Genomic DNA, 23,576 nt, shown 5'->3' on the forward strand with positions numbered 1-23,576 from the left:
CGTCAGGTCTCTTTCTTGGTGGCCAGCAAGAGGTTGGTTTCGCTGTTGGCCACCCCTTCAAAATTTCGAATCTTGGTGAGGGCAATATCCAGCGTTTCCAGCGTTTCGGTGCCCAGCTCGACAATAAGATCCCAGCGCCCGTTGGTGGTATGAATGGCGCGCACCTCTGGCAGCCCCTGCAGTTGCCGAATGATCCTGCTGGCACCGCGTCCCTCGATCCCGATCATCATCAGCCCTCGCACCGGATCCCGCAGCACGTCTTCTTTCAGAACAACTGTAAAGCCAAGAATGTCCCCACGCGACTGAAGCCGTTCGATCCGTGCCCTGACGGTAGTGCGGGACAGGTTGAGCTGAAGCGCCAGATCAGACAGGGAGGCGCGCGCGTTATGCCGCAGCGCCGCGATCAACCGCTCATCCGTTTTGTCCATATTTACCTCCGTTTTCGCAAATCATGTCGCAATATGATCACTTTTTACACTTTCAACTACCCCAATTCGGATATTTCTTAACGCAAACCCCGAATTCACATCACAGGAGCAGCGAAGGTGAGTGAACGAAACTGTGTTCTGGTCGGCGCCCCCGTCGACAGCGGCAAACGTCGGCCCGGTTGTCTGATGGGGCCGGATGCATTTCGCACGGCTGGTCTGGCAAAGGCTCTCATCGACTTAGGGCACAGCGTCTCGGACCTTGGGAACCTCTCTCCCGACGCGCACGAACCGGACGATGCAGGCGACCATCTCTTTGCGCTGAACCGCACCATCGGTTGGACCAAAGCCTTGGCCCGCACCGCACAAGAGGCGTTTGGGAAAGGCCTGCCCATCTTTCTCGGCGGGGATCATTCGCTTTCGCTTGGCTCGGTGCTTGGTGCCGCCAACCACGCCGCAGCACTAGGTCGTCCACTGTTTGTGCTTTGGCTGGATGCCCATACGGATTTCCACACGCCCCAGACCACCGACAGCGGCAATCTGCATGGCACCCCGGTGGGTTACTTCACCGGACGTGGGGGGTTCGACGGCTTTCCCGAGGTTCCGAACCCGGTGCCAGAGGAAAACGTCTGTATGATCGGCTTGCGATCAGTCGACCAGGCGGAGCGTCAGGCGCTGGAGGATAGTAAGATCCGACGCCATGACATGCGAGATATTGACGAGAACGGCATAAAGGGACCTCTCACGGATTTCCTGAAGGATGTCGCGGCCCAGAACGGCATGCTGCATGTATCACTCGATGTGGACTTCCTCGATCCATCCATCGCCCCTGCCGTCGGCACCACCGTGCCCGGCGGCGCCACTGTACGCGAGGCGCATCTTGTCTGCGAGATTCTGCACGATTCCGGCCTCGTCACTTCGCTTGATCTGGTTGAACTCAACCCCTTCCTGGACGAGCGCGGCCGCACCGCGCATCTGATGGTCGATCTCTGCGCTTCGGCTCTTGGCCGCCGCGTCTTTGACCGCCCAACACGGAGCTACCAATGACCCAGCCTTCCGATAAAGCCCTGGTGCCTTTTGTCAGTGTAGACAACATGATGCGCCTTGTTCATCACGTCGGCATCGAAGAGATGCTGCGGGATCTTGCCTCCTACGTCGAAGAGGATTTCCGCCGCTGGGAGCTATTCGACAAGACCCCCCGCGTCGCCAGCCATTCGGACGTGGGCGTGATCGAATTAATGCCCACCTCGGACGGCGAGGCCTATGGGTTCAAATACGTCAACGGCCACCCCAAGAATACCTCCGAAGGATTGCAAACCGTGACGGCCTTTGGTCTTTTGGCCGATGTCTACACCGGCTATCCGGTGCTGCTGACCGAGATGACCCTTCTGACGGCGCTGCGTACCGCCGCAACGTCAGCTATGGCAGCCAAGTATCTGGCACCAAAGGGTTCTGACACCATGGCAATGATCGGAAATGGGGCTCAGTCAGAGTTTCAGAGCCTTGCGATGAAGGCAATCTGCGGGGTGAAATCCGTGCGCCTTTACGACAAGGATCCGGCCGCCTCCGAAAAATGCGCGCGCAATCTGGCCGGTACGGGCCTGCAGGTGATCATTTGCACCAGCCCAGAAGAGGCGATTGAGGGCGCGCAGATCCTCACCACTTGTACCGCCGACAAACAATATGCGACGTTTCTCAGCGACAACATGGTCGGCGCTGGCGTCCACATTAATGCGATCGGCGGCGACTGCCCGGGCAAGACCGAACTGGCGGCAGGGATTCTAAGCCGGTCGGATGTTTTTGTGGAGTTTCCGCCGCAAACCCGTATCGAGGGTGAGATCCAGCAGATGCCCGAGGATTTTCCAGTGATTGAACTCTGGCAGGTAATCAGTGGGCAAAAGCCCGGGCGGCGCGATGAGCGTCAGATTACTCTGTTTGACAGCGTCGGCTTTGCGATCGAGGATTTCAGCGCTCTGCGCTATATCCGCGACCGGATCAAGGACAGTGCCTTCTACATTGAATTGGATATGCTGGCCGACCCTGACGATCCACGTGACCTTTTTGGCATGCTGCAACGCTCAGGCGCGGCACACCTGGCCTAAGCCTCAGGCTTCCAGCTCGGAATCCCAATAAAGGAAGTCCATCCAGCTTTCATGCAAGTGGTTGGGTGGAAACTTACGCCCGATGTTGCGCAACTCCTCGGCGCCCGGTCGTCTGGGAGCTTTGCGAAGGTGCATGCCGGCCCGGTGCAAGGACTTCGACCCTTTGCGCAGGTTGCATTTTGAGCAGGCCGCAACGACGTTTTCCCAACTGGTCACGCCCCCGGATGCCCGTGGCACCACGTGATCAAAGGTCAGATCTCCCCGCGCACCGCAGTACTGACAGCAGAATTCGTCCCTCAGAAACAAATTAAAGCGCGTGAAGGCCACGCGCTTTTGAGGTTTTACATAGTCTTTCAGAACAACGACTGAAGGTATTCGGATCTCGGTGCTCGGGCTGTGCACGACGGTGTCGTATTCGGCAACAATGGCAACGCGGTCCAGCCAGGCTGCCTTGACCGCGTCCTGCCAGGGCCAGAGTGACAGAGGATAGTAAGAAAGCGGTCTGTAATCCGCATTCAGTACAAGTGCCGGATGCTGTTTGAGCGCCCCGGGTTCACGTACAAAATCGCTTCTGAAATCACCGTCCATTCTAAACGTCTTCCTCGCCCTGCCTGCCAGTTTCGTGACACCAGAGCGGGGAACCCGCCCCAGTCTGAGATTGACTATATATCGCGATCAAAGGCTGACAAGCCCCTTGCGCATACTAGATCTCGGGGTGCTGGATAGCCCGATTCCATGACAGATGGGTAACGGTTCTGCCCAAGATCCTTGCACCCTGCGCATCAGCCCCCTATTGCGGCGGCATGACCCGCCTCATCCGTTTCAACAAACCCTATGACGTGCTGCCACAATTCACCGACCGCAGCACCGAAAGTGGGCCACGCAAGACGCTCAGCGATTTCATCGACTGCCCAGGCGTCTATCCTGCTGGAAGGCTGGACCGCGACAGCGAAGGGTTGATGCTGCTGACGGATACCGGCCGCCTTCAGGCCTGGATCAGCGATCCGCGCAACAAGATGCCCAAGACCTATTGGGTCCAAGTCGAAGGCACGCCGGATCAGGCCGCGCTTGACGCCCTGTGCAAAGGCGTTGAGCTGAAGGATGGAATGACCCGGCCAGCCAAGGCGCGATTGATCGACGAACCTCAGGGCCTTTGGGCGCGCAATCCGCCGAGCCGGGTGCGCAAATCCGTGCCGGATACATGGCTGGAGCTGACGATCACCGAGGGGCGCAACCGACAGGTCCGCCGTATGACTGCAGCTATGGGTCACCCCACCCTGCGCCTGATCCGCTATGCCATTGGCGCCTGGACATTGGACGGACTGGCCCAAGGCAGCTGGGAAGCCCTGGACCCGCCAAAAGTGCCCGGCCGTCCCAAACCCGCGCATGTCCCAAACCGCAAAGCTCAGGCAAGGCGGTTGGACGAAAAGGCCAAAGACGCGGGGCAAAAAAGAAAAGGCGGCAAACCCCGAAAGCCCCGCCGCCCGTCCTGAAATCGTATCTGGATGTCCCTTCAGAGGCTCAGCTTATCTCGCATAAAGGCTAACGCCACGCTCAAACCATCGGGGGCGATGCCATGTCCGGTGCCTTTCTGGATATGGGCAAAAACCTCCTGAAAGCCTGCTTCCTGCAGGGCCTCGGCTGCTTCTGGAAGGGATTGCACCGGCACCACGTCATCCGCATCGCCATGCACCAGAAGAACCGGCATCCGGCTGACCACCTCATCCTTGAAGGTATCCGGACCCAAAAGGCGCCCCGAGAAGGCCACGACCCCCGCGACCGGATCTTCCCGGCGCGGCGCAACGTGCAGGCTCATCATCGTTCCTTGGGAAAACCCGAAGAGAACCACCTGTTCGGGCAGCACGTCCTCATCGACCATCAGGGCATCGAGGAAGGCATTGAGATCCTCGACCGCCGCCTGCATGCCACGCATGCTTTCCTCCTCGGAGGAGCCATCGATCCAAGGGATCGGAAACCACTGATAGCCCATGGGCGCACCCGCGCAGCTTTCGGGCGCATCGGGTGCCACGAACAGCGTGTCGGGCAGATGCTCCCCCAAGGGATCGGCCAGCCCCAAAAGATCGGCGCCATTGGCGCCATAGCCATGCAAAAACACCACAACCGAGCGGGTTGAGCCAGAAAGCGGCTCTTTGCGGCCGGCGGTCAAAACACGAGTCATCGGATCCCTTCCCTGTCCTTTGCAACATGGTAATAGGCCCAGAGCAGCCGCGCCGCAACCGACCGCCAGGGCGACCAGGCTTCGGCCATCTGGCGCAGGGCGCGTTCCTTTGGGCGTTCGGCCAGATCGAACAGAAGCCGCGCGCCCTCCTGCAGGGCCAGATCACCGGGCGCAAAGACATCCGCGCGCCCCAACGAAAACATCGCGTAAATCTCAGCCGTCCAGACGCCGATGCCGGAAACCTGGGTCAGAGTGGCGACAACTTCTGCATCATCTAAGCCCCGCAATGCGTTGAAATCTATACCCGCTTCGGACAGGGCACGGGCATATCGGATCTTCTGACTGCTCAGCCCCGCGCCGCGCAACTCCTCCTCGGACGCCTGTAAAATCCGTTCGGGCACAGTCAGCCCCGCTGTCTCCATACGCGCCCAGATCGCGCGGGCCGAGGCGACACTCACCTGCTGGCTGACAATTGCGCTCAATAGTTCAGCAAAGCCATCCGGCTTGCGTCTTAGTGGCAAGGGACCGGTTTGTTCCAGCGCCGCAGCAAAGCGGCCGTCCTGTGCGGCAAGCCATTCGGCGCCTTCCACCACGCAGGCGTCGCTCTGGATGATGCGGCCAATTCCCCGGCCCAAGTCCTGATGTGACGACACGCCGCTCTTTCCTTCACCTGTTATCCAATGCACAGAGACCTGTGCTTTACGCTCAAGCAGCGCAAGGCGGCTTGTTCCAGAACACATTCAGAGTTACGCATCCCACATGACACAGAGCATGACCACCCCCGACGATACCGTCGCCAAGAAGAACGTTGCCATCCTGGTGATGGCGCAGGCCTTCCTTGGTGCGCAGATGCCGATGATTTTCACCATTGGCGGCCTGGCGGGGCAATCGCTCGCCTCAAACCCCTGTTTCGCAACCTTGCCGATCTCGCTGATCGTGGCAGGATCGATGATGGCGGCAACGCCGATTTCGGCCATCATGCAGCGGTGGGGGCGCCGCGCGGGGTTCTTTACAGGTGCTCTGTTTGGTGCACTTGGCGGCGTCGTGGGGGCCTATGGTCTTTACCTCGGATCCTTTCCGATTTTCCTTCTGGGCAGTCTTCTGACCGGCGTCTACATGAGTGCGCATGGCTTTTACCGCTTTGCCGCCGCCGATACGGCATCAGAAGAGTTCCGTCCCAAGGCGATTTCCTATGTGATGGCCGGCGGCCTGCTGTCGGCGATCATTGGGCCGCAACTTGTCAAGGCGACCAGCCAAGCCTTTGTCGTGCCCTTCATGGGCACCTACATGGCCGTCATTGCGGTAAATGTCTTCGGCGCGGCGTTGTTCCTATTCCTGAACATACCAAAACCACCGGTACCGAGCCAGGATGCGCCGAAGGGCCGGAGCCGGGTCGAACTCCTGAAAACGCCGGTGATCGCCGTCTCCGTGATCTGCGCAATGGTCTCCTATGCGCTGATGAACCTCGTGATGACCTCAACGCCGCTGGCAGTGGTCGGCTGCGGCTTCACCGAAGGCAACGCGGCGGATGTGGTAACCGCCCACGTTCTGGCGATGTATGTGCCTTCCTTCTTTACCGGGCACCTCATTGCGCGGTTCGGCGTGCACAAGATCGTCGCGGCAGGCCTCGTGATCCTCGCCGCTGCGGGAGCGGTTGCCCTCAGTGGTGTCGAACTCGAGGACTTCTTCATCGCGCTGGTCCTGCTGGGCATCGGCTGGAACTTCGGCTTTATTGGCGCCACCACCATGCTGGCCGGTGCGCATGAGCCGCACGAGCGCGGCCGGATGCAGGGCCTCAATGACCTTCTCGTCTTTGGCGGTGTCACCATGGCATCGCTGGCCTCGGGCGGGTTGATGAACTGCTCAGGCGGCAATCCGGTGGACGGCTGGAACGCGGTCAACATGGCCATGGCGCCTTTCCTGGTTCTCGCAGGCGGCGCGCTTCTTTGGTTGGTTCTGCGCCCAAAGCAGATTTAAGTCGCCCCGTAGAAGCCTGATTTAAAGAAAACATCCGCCCAGACCTGGGCGGCTGATTCTTCATATGAGAACTCGTGATTTGCCTACCAACGCCCGAGGGCCGCGCGAAGCATCAGGCTTGTCCGACGACGAAACTCGCTGGAGCCAAGCGCGCCGACAGCCACCCGCTCTGGCTCTTTCATGGCCTGTTTCAGTATGTCATGGGCCTGCCATCCGGCCAGCAAGGCAACGCCTGCTTCCTTGGAAACGGAAGAACGGTCTTTGCGGGCCGTTTGGATGGACTCATATCCCTGCGCGGCCAGCCTTCGCACACCTTCAGCCGTGCCATCCAGCATGGGGACACGCTTTTGTTTTTCCAGTTCGGGGATGGCCCGCAACCAATTGGCGATACCAACACCGCGCCCAAAGGCCCGTACTGTGTTTTCATCCGCTTCGCCAAGTGAGCCTGCGGCCATCCACATGAGGCTGCCGGACGTCGCATCGATATAGGCCTCAAACGCCGCTTCATCGTCGAACGGATCCCGGTAGATATCCCAGCGCCGCGCCTCTGCCATGGCATCGATATGCCCCGCCAGATCGGGCCGCAGAAGCCGTCCAAGAGGGGTCGCCACATAGTGACGGCGCACAGGTTGGCTTTCTGCGAGCTCAGCCCCGACATCCCGCCACCATTGAACACGCATTTCTGCGATCATGCTTTCCTGGCTCGCCCAGGGCGCGCGCGACAATTCCAGATTGAACGCGTAGAGCGCGAAAAGCACAGGCCGCGCAGCAACCGGCGCAGCCATGGTGGCGAGGAACCGGTCCGGATCGCCCTGGCGGACAAGCTCAGCGCAGCCTTTCAGATCGTCGTCAAACTCCACTTGGTTTCGCCCCTCAACTTGCCGAAATCACGTGCTCTGCCCGCTGCAATCGCGGATCAACTTCCAACGGATCGCGTCCAACAGCGCCTCAAAGGACGCATCTATTATGTTAGGGCTGACACCAACAGTGGACCAGCGGCGTCCCTGATTGTCGACACTGTCGATCACTACCCTAGTGACGGCCTCGGTGCCGCCTTGGGTGATGCGCACCTTGAAGTCCACAAGGCGCATATCGTCAATCACCTCGGAATAGCGGCCCAGATCCTTGGCCAGCGCCTTGGCCAGCGCGTTCACCGGCCCGCGGTCGCTGCCGGTTTCATCCATGGATTCGCTGACTGAGAGGCGCTTTTCGCCGTCCACCTTGACCACTACAACCGCCTCCGAGAGGCTGATCATCTTGTTGTATTTGTTCTTACGCCGCTCCACCGTGACCTTGTACCGCTTGACCTCAAAGAAGGTCGGGAGTTGCCCCAGTTCCTCCCGGGCGAGCAGCTCGAAGGAGGCCTGTGCCGTGTCGTAGGAATACCCCTCATCCTCGCGGGCCTTGATGCGCTCAAGAATGCGCGCCAGCGCCGGATCGCCTTTATCAACCTTAAGCCCCGCGTCCATCAGCCGTTTGCGCAAGTTGGACTGACCGGCCTGGTTCGACATCGGGATGATGCGCGCATTGCCTACACGTTCGGGCTCAATGTGCTCATAGGTTGACGGGTCTTTCAGAATCGCGCTGGCATGCAGCCCCGCCTTGTGGGCAAAGGCAGACGCCCCGACATAGGGCGCCTGTTTCATCGGCACGCGGTTCAGTATGTCATCGAGCATCCGGCTGAGCTGCGTTAGACCTTTCAGGGCATCCAGTGAAACGCCCGTCTCAAAGGCGCTCGCATAGGGTTCTTTCAGCAGCAAAGAGGGGATCAACGTGGTGAGATTTGCATTTCCGCACCGCTCCCCCAGCCCGTTGAGCGTACCCTGCACTTGCCGCACGCCTGCATCCACAGCCGCCAGCGAACAGGCGACTGCGTTTTCGGTGTCGTTGTGGGTATGGATACCGAGGCGATCTCCGGGAATGCCAGCAGCAATCACCTCAGACACGATGCGATGTACCTCGGCAGGCATGGTGCCGCCATTTGTATCGCAAAGCACCACCCAGCGCGCACCGGCATCCAGCGCCGCGCGGCAGGCGGCGACGGCATATTCAGGGTTGTCCTTATAGCCATCAAAGAAATGTTCTGCGTCGTAAAGCGCCTCGCGGCCTTCGGCGACAATATGCGCAATCGAGGCGCCGATGTTCTCGAGGTTTTCTTCAAGGCTGATACCAAGGGCGGCCGTCACGTGATAGTCATGCGCCTTGCCCACGAGGCAAACCGTATCGGTGCCCGCATTCATCACCGCGGCCAGCACATCGTCATTGGCGGCCGAGCGCCCAGCCCGTTTGGTCATGCCAAAGGCCGCCAGCCGCGCGTGCATCTGGGGCGCCACCTCGAAAAAGGCGCTGTCGGTTGGGTTGGCGCCGGGCCAGCCGCCTTCGATATAGTCGATCCCGAGATCATCCAGCGCGCGGGCGATCTGCTGTTTCTCGGCGGTCGAGAACTGCACACCCTGCGTCTGCTGACCGTCCCGCAGGGTGGTGTCATATAGGTAGAGACGTTCCTTGGTCATTCCTGCCTCGTATTGTTCTCCGGGCAGCGCCCGGTCCGGGGGGGCGTTTAGGGCTCAGAGGTCATCCAGCTTGGCCGGATCGAACCCCGGCCCCGGCACCAGTTCGACGCCTGTCTTGCTCATGCGGACCTCAAGCCCGGCCGCCATATAGGCCGATTTCAAACGGTCCACTTCGGAAAAGTCCTTGCTGTCCATGGCCGCCTGACGGGCCTCGAACAACCGCGCCTCGTGGGTCGACAGATCCACGGTGGGACCTGCGGCCCATGCGCCCATATCCTCTTGCAACAGGCCAACCATCTGGGCTGAGGCCAGCAGCCCAGCCGCATCCCCTGCGGCGGCCAGCCTGTGCAGCTCTGCAATCACCCCGGCGGTATTGAGATCATCCGCCAGCGCCTCCAGTACCGCGGCAGCAGCCTTGGCGGAGGGCTCTATGCCCTTCGTCAAGGCCCGCCACTTTCGCAGGGTCGCCTCCGCTTCCTTTGCCTTTTTCTCGGTCCAGTCCATCGGTTTGCGATAATGGGTCGACAGAAACACAAAGCGGATCACCTCACCCGGTACACCCTGCTCAAGCAGGTCATGCACGGTGAAAAAGTTGCCGAGCGATTTCGACATCTTCTTCCCCTCGACCTGCAGCATCTCGTTGTGCAGCCAATAGCGGGCAAACTCTCCTTCGGGATGGGCGCAGCAGCTTTGGGCGATCTCGTTTTCATGGTGCGGGAACATCAGATCGTTACCGCCGCCATGAATATCAAAGGTCTCCCCGAGCAGTTCATAGGACATGGCGGAACATTCAATATGCCAGCCGGGCCGTCCGCGCCCCCAGGGGCTGTCCCAGCCGGGCAGATCCTCGCTAGACGGCTTCCACAGCACAAAATCCATCGGATTCTTCTTGTAAGGCGCGACCTCAACCCTGGAGCCGGCGATCATATCATCGACCGAACGCCCCGACAGCTTCCCGTAGCCCTCGCGCCAGCTGTCCACGGCAAACAGCACGTGTCCTTCGGCCGCATAGGCGTGGCCCTTGGCGATCAGCTCTTCGATCATGGCGATCATCTGCGGGATGAACTCGGTCGCCCGCGGCATATGGTTCGGCTCCAGCGCGCCAAGGGCGCCCATGTCATCGAGGAACCACTGGGTTGTCTCGGCGGTGATTTCGCCGATCGGTCGGCCACTTTCGGCGGCGCGCGCGTTGATCTTGTCATCCACGTCGGTGAAGTTGCGCGCATAGGTCACGTGATCGGCGCCGTAAACATGGCGCAGCAGCCGGTAAAGCACATCAAACACAACCACGGGGCGCGCATTCCCAAGGTGCGCCCGGTCATAGACCGTCGGGCCACAGACATACATCCGCACATCATTGGCGTTGATCGGGGTAAAGACCTCTTTCTTGCGGGTCTTTGTATTGTGCAGCTTGAGTACTGTGTCGGTCGTCATGACAGCTCCTAGGACGGGCACGGAAGTGCAGGCATCAAGGCCGGAGCGCGAGGCGCGCAGCGCGGGCTTAGCAATTTGTCACTTGGAAGGGAACGACGAAACCAGCCCGCTGTAGATTTCAGCAGGGAATGCAGCAGCAGGTGATGGGTGTGCGGGTTTTCGTCATGCGCCTCTGCTAGCAGGTATTTTCAAACCCGCCAAGCCAAAACCGGCCCAATATCCGGATCAAAGCTCAAGGGTTGTTGGCCCTGATCAAAAGCGGAAGGCCGCCTGAACGGAAAGAACATCACCGCCAAGAGCGCCCAGGCGTCCAACGTGATCATTGTCTCGGTGGAGAACTTCACCTGTCATCTGGAGCACGCGGTTCACCGACACCCGCAGTCCAAATCCGAAGACCTGACTGCGCAGATCTGCGGCGCTTCGTTCGACCCCCACCTCTCCAAAGGTGATATATCCAAGGCTGCGCCCGAAATCGTATCCGGCCCGCAGGTCGATCCGCTGCCCTTGTTCGAAGCCACCGAACCCCGCCAGAGCAGCACCACGACCTTGCTCATAGGTTCCGCCCAGCACAAAACTGCCAAAATCCTGATCGAAACTGGCTCGAAGGCCCGTATCACGGGCCTCGGACGAGATCGGCCTGATAGCCCCAGGAGCCGTGCCCACTTCGGCCCGCTGCATGCCCAAGCCCCGTGCCAGAAAGCTGGATGACCATTCCCCTGATCCCGCCGGGACCGCCACGGCCAGGCCCAGGACGAGGCCGACTAAACTCGCAGAGAACCGCTGATGTTGTGACATTCTCTTGATCGATCCTGACATCTTGTTGTCCTGATTCTACGCTCAGACAGGCGCGCCATTCCCACACGGCAGATTGCCGAATATTGGTTAAAAGTTGGTTCCGCTTACCTGTTTGAGCCTACAGCAGAACGCCTTGTGCCAAGCCTCTCAAATCCCGCAGATTTTCACAAAATGCTTCGCCGCAAGGATATGAACGGCGCCTGAAACATCCACGTCGCTGAAAAAGATGACGCATTTTTCACAAAGGTCGCAAACGCGATAGCCTTTGCCGATTCCTGCGGCACTGTGAAAGAGCATGAAGGAGGAGCGCAGGATGCAGGCCGAACGCAGCCGCATTAGCCTGATATGGCGGACCATCGGCGCAGCCCGGGGGCGCGCGGCGCGCGGACGACCTGAGGGGGCCTGAAACACAGTCCTGCTTTCCCTCCTGTCGAAAGGCCTCTCATGACAGAACTTTCCCTAAGACGCGTCTCCGGCCGCAGCGGCGGACGCAGCGCGCGCCGTGCAGCCCGTTCAGCCCCCCTCGCTACGGACCTGCGTCCGGTTCGGCCTGGGCTATCCGGTGGCACGTACAACGCCTTGAGCGACGCTGATGTTCAAAAGATCCACTTGGCAGCACTTGACGCGCTGGAACGCATCGGTTTGGCGGATGCCCCTCCCAGCGGCGTCGCGATCCTCACGGATGCAGGGTGCACCGAAGGGCCCGACGGGCGGCTGCGGTTTCCGCGCGCTCTTGTCGAGGACATGCTGGCCAAGGCGAACCGATCTGTCACTTTGTGCAGCCGCGATGGCCAAACCGATCTAGACCTCAGCGGAACCCGCGTCCACTACGGCACCGCAGGGGCGGCTGTGCATATGGTCGATGTGTCCGGACGGCAGTACCGAGAATCCACGGTGCAGGATCTGCATGACGCTGCCCGCATCTGCGATGCGCTCGACAACATCCACTTTGTGCAGCGCCCTATGGTCTGCCGCGACATCAGCGATAACAGGGAACTCGATCTCAACACGATCTATGCCTGCTGCTCGGGCACGTTCAAACATATCGGCACGTCCTTCACCGACCCGAGCTTTGTCGCTCCGGCCATCGAAATGCTACACCTGATCGCAGGAGGAGAGGAAAAGTGGCGCGAACGTCCCTTTGTGTCGAACTCCAACTGTTTCGTGGTGCCGCCCATGAAGTTCGCCACCGAAAGCTGCTTGGTCATGGAGGAATGCATCCGCCATGGTATGCCCGTGCTGTTGCTGTCGGCGGGCATGGCCGGCGCCACGGCCCCATCGACAATCGCCGGGGCGATCGTTCAGGCCGTCGCCGAATGCCTTGCAGGCCTTGTTTATGTAAATGCCATAAAGCCCGGGCACCCCGCCATTTTTGGCACTTGGCCCTTTGGGCTGGACCTACGGACCGGGGCAATGACAGGGGGATCAGGCGAGCAAGCCCTGTTGACGTCGGGCTGTGCGCAAATGCACCGGTTCTACGGATTGCCCGGCGGGGCGGCCGCAGGCATTGCCGATTCAAAACTTCCTGACATGCAAGCCGGCTGGGAGCAGATGTGCTCCAACGTGATGGCGGGCCTGTCGGGGGTCAACATGATCTACGAGGCGGCTGGCATGCATGCCTCTCTGCTGGGCTTTTGCCATGAATCGCTGATCCTGGGCGATGACCTGATCGGTCAGGCACTGCGCTGCGTGCGCGGTATCGAAGTCACCGATGAGACCCTGGCCCTTGATCAAATCGCAGAGGTCTGCCTGGGCGGCAGCGGACACTATCTGGGCACCGAACAGACCCTGTCGCGCATGCAGTCAGATCACCTCTATCCGTCGCTCGGCGATCGCAGCTCTCCAAAGGAATGGGAGGAGAAAGGAAAACCCGATCTTCTCGACAAGGCGCGTCAGAAAAAAGAGGATATCCTGTCCCGCAGAAGTCCGGCCCGTTTTGCGCCCGACCTTGACCGAGCGTTGCGCAATAGCTTCAGGATCCATCTGCCGAGTTAACCGGCTCCTCCCCCCCTGCGTTCGACTCGGCGGAGGAGAAAACTTGCCACGACCTCGTGCGCCTTCTGGAGTTCTGTGGTAAGCGACGCTCAACAGCTTTTCCAGAAGGGTCCGCAAGAATGAGACGGCAAGTAAAACGCTGGATGACCGGTATCCTGCAGCCATGGCGCAAGGTGTTTTTCCAGTCTTTTGATCGCTTTCTTGCAGACCAGAAAGAACAGGAGCGTCTCAACTTTACCGGAATAGGGCCCGGATCGGTCGTGTTTGATTTCGGCGGCTTCGAAGGGAACTGGGCCGCCGACATGCACGCGCGCTATGGCTGCAAAGTCCAGGTATTCGAACCTCACCCCGCCTTTGCTGCACGCCTGCTGGAACGGTTTTCGGATAACGCGGATATTTCGGTCCATGATTTTGCCCTCGGCAGCACGGATGGCACTCTGGATCTATCCGATGACGGCGACGCCTCCTCTGCTCTGCACAGCGACCCAGGTCAAAGCGTAGCAGGCAAGATCTGCAGTGTTCGGGATTTTTTCGCGGCGCATGACTTCCCGGAAATCGCACTGATGAAGATCAATATTGAGGGCGGTGAATACGACCTGCTACCCGCGCTGGCGGAGTGCAACGTGCTAGACAGAACGGAAACGCTCCAGATTCAGTTCCACCTGTTTGAGGAATCCCATATCCTCTTGCGCGACGAGATCGTGGATGCAATCGAGAAAACCCATAGCGCCCAGTGGAGCTATCCATTTGTCTGGGAACAATGGCGCCGCCGGTAACCCATTCGCGATGACTGAAAGGTGCTCGGTATCTCCCCCATGCAGCAAATCCCCATTTTCCTCATCAATCTCGACCGCTCCACCGACCGGCTTGAGGATATCTCACGCCGCCTCTCAGCGATGAACCTGACCTTCGAACGCATACCGGCTGTTAATTCAGATGATATCCCTGATGAGCAGGCCGAACGTCTGCTGTCCTATCGCTCAGGGCACCTTCCCTTGGGCAAGGGAGAGATGGGGTGTTTCCTGAGCCACAGGAAGGTTTGGAAAGAGATCATTGACCGGGGGCTGACCTGGGCCTTTGTCGCCGAGGACGATCTGCATCTCGCCCATGCAGAAGCGTTTTTTGAAAATAGCAACTGGCTGCCAACGGATGCCCATATCGTAAAGGCCGAGACCGCACGGCAGCGCGTTTTTCTTTCGACAGAGCTGCACTCTGAGGTTGCCGGGCATGAATTGAGGCTCCTGAAGTCATACCACGGTGGCAGCGCTGGTTATTTCGTCTCAGCCACGGGCGCAGCTCTGCTGTTGAAAGAAAGCGAGACCAGGTGCGATGCCTTGGATCACGTGTTGTTCCACCACTGGATTGGCATCGTCCAGCAGATGACCGTGTATCAAATGGACCCGGCCATCTGCGTTCAGGACTACCTGTTGGGCGGACCCCAAAAGCGCGGGTTTCGCAGCACGCTCAACAGCGACCGCAAGGACAGCCGACGCACCCAGGGGATCAAGGGCAAGCCAAAAGGTCTCGCCAAGATCTGGCGCGAGCTGAGCCGCCCCTTCACGCGGCTTGCCCGCAAGGTGTCCGATGCGCTGCGCAACTTCCTGGGAACGGCGCGTATCAAATTCATTCCCTACGCCGGTGAGCAAAAGCCGTGATCCCCCTGTTCTACATCAATCTCGACAGTCAGACGGAGCGCCGTGACTGGTTCGAAGAGCAGTGCGCCACCCTTGGCCTGACAGCGATCCGCGTTGCCGCAACCAACGGGCGCGCGCTCGAACCTCAAGCCCTTGAGGCGATCCGCAGCAAACGCCTCCTTGATGTGCACTTTGGCCCTGCCGAGATTGGCTGTTTCTTGAGTCATTGTGCCGCTTGGCGCATGCTTCTTGCATCAGAACGTGACTGGGGATTCATTGCCGAAGATGATATTCATCTTGCCACCGACAGCACTACCTTCTTTGAAAGCTCCGACTGGATCCCAGACGATGCGCGATTGATAAAGGCAGAGAGCACCTTCAAGAAATGTCACCTAGGTCAGCAGCAGCATTCTGTTACAGCGACACGGCATCTGCGCCGCCTGCATAGCCTGCATGGCGGGGGTGGCGGTTACTTCCTGCACCGGGAAGCCGCCGAAATACTGTTGCAGCTCGCCCAAACGGTGGCCGAGCCTGCTGATCTTCTGGTGTTCAATCCAGACCTCGGCTTTTTCTCCGAGGTGATCGCTTATCAGATCTACCCGGCGATTGGCGCACAGGACCTTTTCTTTGAAGAGCCGATTCATGGCTTTGTAAAAAGCACGCTAGAGCAGGAGCGCCAAACCCTGCGAAAGCACCCGTCGGGGGCAAAGCTCTGGCGCGAGACCAAGCGCCCATTCGGCCAGCTTTTGAACGCACTAAGAACCACATATGAAACCCACGTTCTGGGTAGTAAGTTTGAGGTCGTGCCATTTGCCCCCTCCGCGACGGCCCCACCAAAAATCCTGCGAAAGAGGTTCAGATGATCATCGTCCGTTTGGATGGCGGCCTTGGAAACCAAATGTTCCAATATGCCGCCGGCAAGGCTCTCGCCAAGCACAATGGTGTTGATCTTGGACTGGACCTGAGAGTCTATGATGGCCCTTCACAGTTCGACTACGGGCTGCATCATTTTAATATTTCGGGGAAAATCCTCACGGGATCAGAGCTGCCCCCACTCAGAAAGGAAAACAAGCTGCGCTACCTTGCGTGGCGGGCGGGTCTTTCTGGTCCCCGGTTTATTGAACAGCACGGTGATGCCTTTGATCCCGGTTTCTTTGGCTACGGCGCATCCAGCTATCTGAAAGGCTACTGGCAAAGCGAGCGTTTCTTTGCCTCCTGCGCCGATACCATTCACCACGAATTCTCGATCACCACGCCCCAAACGGATGAAAACCGTGCCCTGGCTGACAGTATCCAATCGAAAAATGCTGTCTCACTCCACGTGCGGCGCGGTGATTACGTGAGCGATCCTTTGGCCAATGCAACCCATGGCCTTTGCACCATGGCCTACTACGAAAAGGCTCTAGCCCATGTGGCCAGCGTCACGCAGGATGACATCGAAGTGTTCGTTTTCTCCGACGATCCGGAATGGGCGCATCAGAACATGCAGCTGGACTACAAGAAAACCGTCGTGGATCTCAATGACAGCGACCACCAGTACGAGGACCTGCGCCTGATGTCCTTGTGCCGACACAACATCATCGCCAATTCATCCTTTTCCTGGTGGGGCGCGTGGCTCAATCGCAATGCTGAAAAAACCGTCGTGGCGCCCTCTACATGGTTCCGGCAGGCGGAAAAGAAGAACCCTGATATATGCCCGGTGGACTGGGTCCGCATCTAGTAGGCCCACGCATTCCGCTCATCCTGAAATAAAGAGACCCCCTCCGTCGAAACGAAGGGGGCTAGTTTCGCCAATCAGGCTCTTTGCTGCACCGCCCGAGGTTTTTCGCCTGGGCCTTCTTGGCGTTCAGGGCGAGCGCACTCGCCCCTGATCCAGTCTTAGCTGCACCCGGAGGTGGCACCGCAGGTGTTGCACTTCATACATGTGCCATTGCGCACCAGCGTGTAGTTGCCGCATTCGCCGCAGGCTTCACCCTCGTAACCCTGCATCTTGGCTTTGGTCCGCGCATCCATGCCCGTGACCGTCACCGAGGTGGTTTCCGTAACCGAAGCGGACTCGGTCACCTCAGGCACCAGCGTTTGCAGAGCGGAGACCGGGTCGGCCCCATCGAGCGGCGTGATCCCGTCCAGTGCTGTCTGGCCACCATTGAAGACCACCAACTCTTGCGGCAGGCGCTTGCGAAGGTACCCTGTCGAGGAGATTTGTTTAAGAACCTCCAGCGAACGGGTTGCTGCCGTTTCGCTCAGCTCAGTGACGTTAGACACGCCCTCTTCCTCGCCACGGCCAATGTCGTCAAAGGCCGGGCCTTCGGGCTTCACATGGGCCAGATCGGTGCGATCCAGGTAGCTGACCGCCAGTTCACGGAACACATAGTCCAGGATCGAGGTCGCGTTCTTGATGCTGTCGTTGCCCTGAACCATGCCGGCCGGTTCGAACTTGGTGAAGGTGAAGGCATCGACGAACTCTTCCAGCGGCACGCCGTATTGCAGACCAACCGAGACAGCGATGGCAAAGTTATTCATCATCGCCCGGAAGCCCGCGCCTTCCTTATGCATGTCGATGAAGATCTCACCGAGGTTGCCGTCTTCATATTCGCCGGTGCGCAGATAGACCTTGTGCCCACCCACGACTGCCTTTTGGGTATAACCCTTGCGGCGATGGGGCATCTTGGTGCGGTGGGATTTCACCACTTCCTTGATCACAACCTTCTCGACGATCTTCTCGGCCAGTGTGACAGCCTTCTCCTGCTGGCTTCCGGTTTCCAGGATCTCTGCCGCCTCGTCGTCACCCTCGACCAGGGCCGCCGCCAGCGGCTGGCTCAGTTTGGAGCCGTCACGGTAGAGCGCGTTCGCTTTGACGCCCAGCGACCAGGACAGCTCATAGGCCTTCTGGCAATCTTCGATGGTGGCATCGTTGGGCATGTTGATCGTCTTGGAGATCGCGCCCGAGATAAAGCTCTGTGCTGCGGCCATCATGCGGATGTGGCTGTCAACGCTCAGATAACGCTTCCCTTTCTTGCCGCAGGGGTTTGCGCAATCAAAGATATGATAGTGCTCTTCCTTGAGATGCGGCGCCCCTTCGAGGGTCATGGTGCCACAGACATGATCGTTGGCAGCCTCGATGTCGGCCTTGGCAAAGCCGAGGTGGCGCAAAAGGTCGAAGGTCGGATCATTGAGCTTGGCCGCCGGGATACCCAGAACGCCGGTGCAGAACTCTTCGCCCAGCGTCCACTGGTTGAAGACAAAGCGTACGTCAAAGGCCGATTCCAGAGCTGCGTCCACCTTCGCCAGTTCATTCGGGCCAAAGCCGTGACCGGTCAGCGAGGTATGGTTGATCCCCGGCGCATTGCCGATGGTACCGTGGCCGACAGCGTAGGAAACGATCTCCTCGATCTGGGCAGAGGTATAGCCAAGCCCTTCCAAAGCGGCAGGAACCGAGCGGTTGATGATCTTGAAATAGCCGCCACCGGCCAATTTTTTGAACTTCACCAGAGCAAAGTCAGGCTCGATCCCGGTGGTGTCGCAATCCATCACAAGGCCGATGGTGCCGGTCGGCGCGATCACTGTTGCCTGCGCATTGCGGTAGCCGTATTTCTCACCCAGTTCCAGCGCTTCATCCCAAGCGCCTGCGGCCAGATCGGTCAGCCGCGCATCCGGGCAGTTCTTGAGATCCAGCGGAACCGGCGGCACCGCCAGGCCTTCATAGCCGTCGGCCTTGCCGTGAGCCGCCGTGCGGTGGTTGCGCATCACCCGCAGCATGTGCTCGCGGTTCTTGTCAAAGCCGGGGAACGGGCCCAGCTCAGATGCGATCTCGGCAGAGGTGGCGTAGGCCACACCAGTCATGATTGCAGTGAGCGAGCCGCAGAGCGCGCGTCCCTCGTCGCTGTCATAGCCATAGCCCATGTTCATCAAGAGACCGCCGATATTGGCGTAACCCAGACCCAGCGTGCGGAAGTCATAGGACCGCTGCGCGATCTCCTTGGACGGAAACTGCGCCATCATCACGCTGACTTCGAGCGTCAGGGTCCACAGGCGGCATGCATGCATGTAGTCCTCGGCCTGGAACTCTCCGTCCTTGAGGAAGGTCAGAAGGTTCAGCGAGGCCAGGTTACAGGCGGTATCGTCCAGGAACATGTATTCCGAACAGGGGTTTGATCCGCGAATCTCACCGTCTTCTGGGCAGGTGTGCCAGTCGTTCACGGTGTCGTGGAACTGGATGCCCGGATCAGCGCAGGCCCAGGCGGCATGGCCGACCTTTTCCCACAGATCGCGCGCCTTGACTGTCTTTGCGACACGGCCATCGGTGCGGTTGATCAGCTCCCAGTCGGCATCTTTCTCCACCGCGTGCAAAAAGGCATTGGTGACTCGGATCGAATTGTTGGAGTTCTGCCCCGACACCGAAGAATAGGCTTCGCTGTCCCAATCGGTGTCATAGGTCGGGAATTCAATCGAGGTATGACCCTGTTTTGCGTAATCTAGGACCCGCTTGATGTAGGTCTCCGGGATCGCGACTTTCTTTGCCTCCCGGATGGCCTTCTTCAGGCCGTCATTTTTGCTCGGTTCGTAAGCATCGGCTTCAAGACCGTCCCACTCGCGGATTGCTGCAAAGATACCGTTCAGCATCTTTTCGTGCATCTTGGATCCGGCAACGATAGAGGCGACTTTCTGCTCTTCGATCACCTTCCACTGGATGAAGTCTTCGATGTCCGGGTGATCCGCATCGACGATCACCATCTTGGCCGCGCGCCGGGTGGTGCCGCCGGATTTGATCGCGCCGGCTGCGCGGTCTCCGATTTTGAGGAAGCCCATCAGACCGGACGACTTGCCCCCACCGGAAAGAGGCTCGCCCTCGCCGCGCAGGTGGCTAAAGTTGGTGCCAGTGCCGGAGCCGTACTTGAACAGGCGTGCCTCGCGCACCCAAAGATCCATGATGCCGCCATCGTTCACCAGATCGTCCGAAACGGACTGGATGAAGCAGGCATGCGGCTGGGGATGCTCATAGGCGCTGTCGGATTTGGTCAGCTTACCGGTCTTGTAATCGACATAGTGGTGGCCCTGCGCGGGACCATCGATTCCATAAGCCCAGTGCAGACCCGTGTTGAACCACTGCGGCGAGTTCGGCGCCGCGCGCTGGGTCGCCAGCATGTAGCGCATCTCGTCGAAATAAGCGCGTGCATCTTCCTCGGTCGAGAAATAGCCACCCTTCCAGCCCCAGTAGGTCCAGCCACCAGCAAGACGGTCAAAAACTTGTTTAGACGAGGTTTCTCCGCCGAACTCAACGTCATCCCCATCGGGAACAGAGCGCCACAGGAACTCCGGCACGCCCTTCTCGCGTACCTTTTTCAAACGGGACGGCACGCCAGCCTTGCGGAAGTATTTCTGCGCGATGACGTCGCTTGCAACTTGGCTCCATCCCGCCGGAACTTCGATGTTCTCAAGCCGGAATACGATGGTGCCATCAGGATTGCGAATCTCGGAGGTGGCCGAGATGAAATCCAGCTCCGCGTAGGCGTCCTGTCCTGACTTGGTAAACTTGCGTTCGATCTTCATGCTCTGCCCCTTTGCATATGCTCTGTCCCGTCTTTTTGTTGGCACACCACACGGTGCGCCGATGCCACGACCAAACACAAAACAGCAGCCAGTGCATGCCTGCGAAAAAGCATGCCGAGAGGCCCCACACCTGCCCCGAACTACGGAAACTTTACTAGTGTTTAGTCTTGTTTCGACACCCCAGAACCCTACCAGATCTAGTGGCGCCGCAACTGGCCCCCACAATCTGGCGTATTCGCGACCAAGGGGTCAACGCAAAATTTACTAATCGGATACCATTTTTTTGGTTGACCGGGAGGAAGTGAAACATAAGGCGAAAGCCACTCCGATTCATCCACATCCCGAAACCATCAGCGACCGGCCTCAGCCGGAAGTCGTCTCGTAAGGATTTTCTTTCGAAACCTAAAAGGTTTGCTGCGCGAACCTCATACCCTAACCCTCTACCGCTTACTTCACTGCCTCGCGAATGCCCCCCCTGGCTCGACCATGGCCTTGGCAGGTAGAACAAACAGCATTGGCAAGCAGGCGTTGCACAATGCGCACATAATTGAGGCATCCCCTCACGCCCCACGCTACGCCAAGACGACGGCAGTTGGCGCCGTTTCGCGTCACATGGTTAACACTAGGTTAACACAAGATCTGGTGGCTACCAACCACCGAACACCTAGCGGCGCGTGATTCTCCCGATAAATCCATAACCGGTTTGCGAGAACGGCTCGAATGCCATGGCCCGCCTGCAGGATTGAGGCGTCCGATAAGTACAAACGCAAAGGCATCCATCGACCAACGGACACCCAGGTTTCACCGCGCCAAATGGTGCTGGTCATCCGGCCAGCTAGATAACTTTTGAAAGAAGATGGTCGGGGCGGCGAGATTCGAACTCACGACCCCCTGTACCCAAAACAGGTGCGCTACCAGACTGCGCCACGCCCCGGACCGTGCGCTTTCCTAGCGGTCTCCTTCGGGTTTGAAAAGCCCTAACAGGGCCAAACTGGCTGATTGGATGAAAAAATTTCGTGGCGCAGTTGGGTCCCCGCCGAGATACCGTAGTCACGAGCCAGCCCCGCGTTGATTTCCAGCACGGCAAACACACGATCTCCGCCTGGAATCGGCGTCAGGTCCAACGGTTTGGCGTCCGAATGCACTGACGTCACCATCCCAGTCTCGTCGGTAAAGATGATGTCCAGAGGGATGTATGTATTCTTCATCCAGAACGCAGCCGTGGTCGGGCGATCATAAACAAAGAGCATACCAGCGCTCCGCGGCATGCTCTCCCGGAACATCAATCCCAGCGCACGCTCCTGTTCCGTATCAGCAAGTTCCACAGAAAACGAAGCAACGCCCCAGTCACCGCGCAGATCCACGCGATCAATGCGGCATGTCGAGGCGGTATCGGCCTTAAGACCGGACGCTGACGCCACGACCGTTACAACAGACAGCATGAAGGCCGGGCCATACGTTGCCCGCTCTGGCCACATACCCATGTCTCAGTCGCCCTCTGCGCCAGTCACTGCTGCTTCCCAAGCCAGGACTTGAACGGCCATAGCCCCGCGCTTTCCGTCGATGACACGCAACGCGAGAGCTTCTCCCGGCTGCAGATCTGCAAGGCCGGATTGACGAAGGACTTCAACGTGCAGAAAAACATCGTGCCCATGACCGAAAAGATTGGCGAAGCCGAATCCCTTTCCCTTGTCGAACCATTTCACACGCGCTGGCAGCAACGGACAGGCCTCGAGGTCATGAGGTTCCAAATGCATGAAATCGCTCAAAACAGGCCCGTCATCACGTGCGGGCGGAGTAATCGATAGGATCTCGACAGCTTGAACGCCACGTTCGGTCGAATGGGTCAACACCGTCACCTCGGCCCCGTCAGTGACGGAGCTTTGGCCGAAGTTTCTCAGAACATTGACGTGCAACAGAATATCCGGCCCGCCCGCGTCAGACACGATGAAGCCATACCCCTTTGCCGGGTCGAACCATTTCACCGTACCCTGGATTTGTCGCAAGCTGCTTTGATCGTCCGCCACTTATTCTGGTCCGTTTTGTCTTATTTGTTTTCCCGGTGCTTGATGCGCGATTTCACTATATGAGTTCAAGTTAAAAAAATTCCCCGTTGTCGAGAATTGAACATTTTCGGGGGAATTATTTAAGGGTTGAGGCGCTGGACGCTCCAATTTTCGCCTGCATTTTCGCGCCGCCAGACAAATCGGTCATGCAGGCGAAAAGCGCCGTCGGCCCAGAACTCGATTTCGATCGGGACAATCCGAAAACCGCCCCAAAACGGTGGCCGCTCCGGATCTGGCCCTTTCATGGCAGTTACTTTGGCAACTTCTGCCATCAAGGCTGCCCGACTGGCCAGAGGTTGCGATTGTTTCGACGCCCATGCACCCAGTCGACTCTTTAGGGAACGTGATTTGTAATATTCGTCCGCCTGAGGGCCCTCTTCCCGACTGACAAAACCGCGCACGCGAATCTGACGGCGCAGACTTTTCCAGTGCATCACAAATGCGGCCTTTCCAGCCTGCTCCAGCTCCTTGCCTTTTGCACTTTCGTAATTGGTAAAGAACACAAAAGCGTCTTCTTCAATTTCCTTGAGCAGAACCATGCGAGCATTCGGCATTCCATGCGCATCTACCGTAGACAGAGCGATAGCATTGGGATCATTCAGCTCTGCTTCTTCGGCTTCGGCAAGCCAGGACTGAGCGATCTCGAACGGGTTGTCACCGCCAAAAATTCCCGAGCGTTCGGACATAGGAACCTCACTTCGTTTTGCGGGCACACTATGCATCTGCCGACCGGCATACAAGACAGGTTAGCACCGGTCGTCGCACCGATGGGTAAACAGATGCATCTGACATCCAGACAACGGATCAACGGGCTGATGGTTCTCTGCGCACAGGTCATAGACTCTTGATGCAAAGCCAAGGTCATATTAAACGACCATGAGTTTACTTATCACAGGCGGAGAACCT

The 23,576-nt window shown here is 58.8% G+C and carries 21 protein-coding genes and 1 tRNA gene; 9 read left to right on the plus strand and 13 right to left on the minus strand.

From position 1 onward, the window contains the following. Positions 1–2 precede the first annotated feature (2 nt). Positions 3–428, minus strand: a complete 426-nt coding sequence (locus tag INS80_RS16535; protein WP_192966677.1) for an Lrp/AsnC family transcriptional regulator — start codon at positions 426–428, stop codon at positions 3–5. Positions 429–545: 117 nt separating this feature from the next. Between INS80_RS16535 and rocF the strand changes: the two genes are divergently transcribed. Together rocF and ocd are read left to right on the plus strand one after the other, a co-directional pair. Next, positions 546–1,472 carry an arginase gene (rocF, locus tag INS80_RS16540; RefSeq protein ID WP_192966678.1) on the plus strand — a complete coding sequence of 309 codons (927 nt, stop codon included), beginning with the start codon at positions 546–548 and terminating at the stop codon, positions 1,470–1,472. Then, positions 1,469–2,527, plus strand: coding sequence for an ornithine cyclodeaminase (gene ocd, locus INS80_RS16545; protein WP_192966679.1), 1,059 nt, complete (start codon positions 1,469–1,471; stop codon positions 2,525–2,527). The genes rocF and ocd overlap by 4 nt, the downstream gene beginning before the upstream one ends. A 3-nt stretch (positions 2,528–2,530) precedes the next feature. Here the strand turns inward: ocd and INS80_RS16550 are convergent, their stop codons facing one another. Continuing rightward, the gene (locus INS80_RS16550; RefSeq protein ID WP_192966681.1) at positions 2,531–3,115 is read right to left on the minus strand and encodes an HNH endonuclease; all 585 of its coding nucleotides are present in this window, start codon (positions 3,113–3,115) and stop codon (positions 2,531–2,533) included. Positions 3,116–3,330: 215 nt separating this feature from the next. Between INS80_RS16550 and INS80_RS16555 the strand changes: the two genes are divergently transcribed. Further along, positions 3,331–4,020, plus strand: a complete 690-nt coding sequence (locus INS80_RS16555) for a pseudouridine synthase (protein ID WP_192966682.1) — start codon at positions 3,331–3,333, stop codon at positions 4,018–4,020. A 20-nt stretch (positions 4,021–4,040) separates the two neighbouring features. Here the strand turns inward: INS80_RS16555 and INS80_RS16560 are convergent, their stop codons facing one another. Both INS80_RS16560 and INS80_RS16565 read right to left on the minus strand, forming a co-directional pair. Next, positions 4,041–4,706: an alpha/beta hydrolase gene (locus tag INS80_RS16560; protein ID WP_192966683.1), complete on the minus strand. Its 666-nt coding sequence runs from the start codon at positions 4,704–4,706 to the stop codon at positions 4,041–4,043. After that, positions 4,703–5,359, minus strand: coding sequence for a DNA-3-methyladenine glycosylase family protein (locus INS80_RS16565; RefSeq protein WP_369411422.1), 657 nt, complete (start codon positions 5,357–5,359; stop codon positions 4,703–4,705). Before INS80_RS16565 ends, INS80_RS16560 begins: the two co-directional genes overlap by 4 nt. A 106-nt stretch (positions 5,360–5,465) precedes the next feature. Here INS80_RS16565 and INS80_RS16570 point away from each other — a divergent pair, with 106 nt between their 5' ends. After that, positions 5,466–6,683, plus strand: coding sequence for an MFS transporter (locus tag INS80_RS16570; RefSeq protein WP_192966685.1), 1,218 nt, complete (start codon positions 5,466–5,468; stop codon positions 6,681–6,683). Positions 6,684–6,766: 83 nt separating this feature from the next. Here INS80_RS16570 and INS80_RS16575 read toward each other — a convergent pair whose 3' ends face one another. The 4 genes from INS80_RS16575 to INS80_RS16590 form a co-directional block, all read right to left on the minus strand. Further along, complete coding sequence (locus tag INS80_RS16575) at positions 6,767–7,543, minus strand: squalene/phytoene synthase family protein (protein ID WP_192966686.1); 777 nt, start codon at positions 7,541–7,543, stop codon at positions 6,767–6,769. Between the two features lie 27 nt (positions 7,544–7,570). Beyond that, a complete protein-coding gene (gene cimA / locus INS80_RS16580) occupies positions 7,571–9,196 on the minus strand; it encodes a citramalate synthase (RefSeq protein ID WP_192966687.1) in 1,626 nt (541 codons plus the stop codon). 54 nt (positions 9,197–9,250) lie between these two features. Beyond that, positions 9,251–10,630: a cysteine--tRNA ligase gene (gene cysS, locus INS80_RS16585; protein ID WP_192966688.1), complete on the minus strand. Its 1,380-nt coding sequence runs from the start codon at positions 10,628–10,630 to the stop codon at positions 9,251–9,253. Positions 10,631–10,882: 252 nt separating this feature from the next. Then, positions 10,883–11,425, minus strand: coding sequence for a hypothetical protein (locus tag INS80_RS16590; protein ID WP_192966689.1), 543 nt, complete (start codon positions 11,423–11,425; stop codon positions 10,883–10,885). Positions 11,426–11,869: 444 nt separating this feature from the next. Here INS80_RS16590 and INS80_RS16595 point away from each other — a divergent pair, with 444 nt between their 5' ends. The 5 genes from INS80_RS16595 (at position 11,870) to INS80_RS16615 (ending at position 16,774) form a co-directional block, all read left to right on the plus strand. Further along, positions 11,870–13,420, plus strand: a complete 1,551-nt coding sequence (locus tag INS80_RS16595; protein WP_192966690.1) for a trimethylamine methyltransferase family protein — start codon at positions 11,870–11,872, stop codon at positions 13,418–13,420. Positions 13,421–13,539: 119 nt separating this feature from the next. Next, a complete protein-coding gene (locus INS80_RS16600) occupies positions 13,540–14,196 on the plus strand; it encodes an FkbM family methyltransferase (RefSeq protein WP_192966691.1) in 657 nt (218 codons plus the stop codon). Between the two features lie 39 nt (positions 14,197–14,235). Further along, positions 14,236–15,075: a glycosyltransferase family 25 protein gene (locus INS80_RS16605; protein ID WP_192966692.1), complete on the plus strand. Its 840-nt coding sequence runs from the start codon at positions 14,236–14,238 to the stop codon at positions 15,073–15,075. Further along, positions 15,072–15,917 (plus strand): glycosyltransferase family 25 protein, encoded by an 846-nt coding sequence (locus INS80_RS16610; protein WP_192966693.1) that lies wholly within the window; start codon positions 15,072–15,074, stop codon positions 15,915–15,917. The genes INS80_RS16605 and INS80_RS16610 overlap by 4 nt, the downstream gene beginning before the upstream one ends. Further along, entirely contained in the window at positions 15,914–16,774 is an 861-nt protein-coding gene (locus INS80_RS16615; RefSeq protein ID WP_192966694.1) for an alpha-1,2-fucosyltransferase, read from the plus strand. The genes INS80_RS16610 and INS80_RS16615 overlap by 4 nt, the downstream gene beginning before the upstream one ends. 158 nt (positions 16,775–16,932) lie before the next feature. Here INS80_RS16615 and INS80_RS16620 read toward each other — a convergent pair whose 3' ends face one another. The 5 genes from INS80_RS16620 to pdxH form a co-directional block, all read right to left on the minus strand. Further along, the gene (locus INS80_RS16620; RefSeq protein ID WP_192966695.1) at positions 16,933–20,604 is read right to left on the minus strand and encodes a vitamin B12-dependent ribonucleotide reductase; all 3,672 of its coding nucleotides are present in this window, start codon (positions 20,602–20,604) and stop codon (positions 16,933–16,935) included. Between the two features lie 857 nt (positions 20,605–21,461). Then, positions 21,462–21,538 (minus strand) — tRNA-Pro (locus tag INS80_RS16625). 43 nt (positions 21,539–21,581) lie between these two features. Next, a complete protein-coding gene (locus tag INS80_RS16630) occupies positions 21,582–22,088 on the minus strand; it encodes a DUF192 domain-containing protein (RefSeq protein ID WP_226892652.1) in 507 nt (168 codons plus the stop codon). 3 nt (positions 22,089–22,091) lie between these two features. After that, positions 22,092–22,631: a cold-shock protein gene (locus INS80_RS16635; protein ID WP_192966696.1), complete on the minus strand. Its 540-nt coding sequence runs from the start codon at positions 22,629–22,631 to the stop codon at positions 22,092–22,094. A gap of 119 nt (positions 22,632–22,750) precedes the next feature. Then, positions 22,751–23,356 carry a pyridoxamine 5'-phosphate oxidase gene (pdxH, locus tag INS80_RS16640; RefSeq protein ID WP_192966697.1) on the minus strand — a complete coding sequence of 202 codons (606 nt, stop codon included), beginning with the start codon at positions 23,354–23,356 and terminating at the stop codon, positions 22,751–22,753. Between the last annotated feature and the right edge of the window lie 220 nt (positions 23,357–23,576).

It is taken from the genome of Phycobacter azelaicus (assembly GCF_014884385.1).
GTDB lineage: Bacteria > Pseudomonadota > Alphaproteobacteria > Rhodobacterales > Rhodobacteraceae > Phycobacter > Phycobacter azelaicus.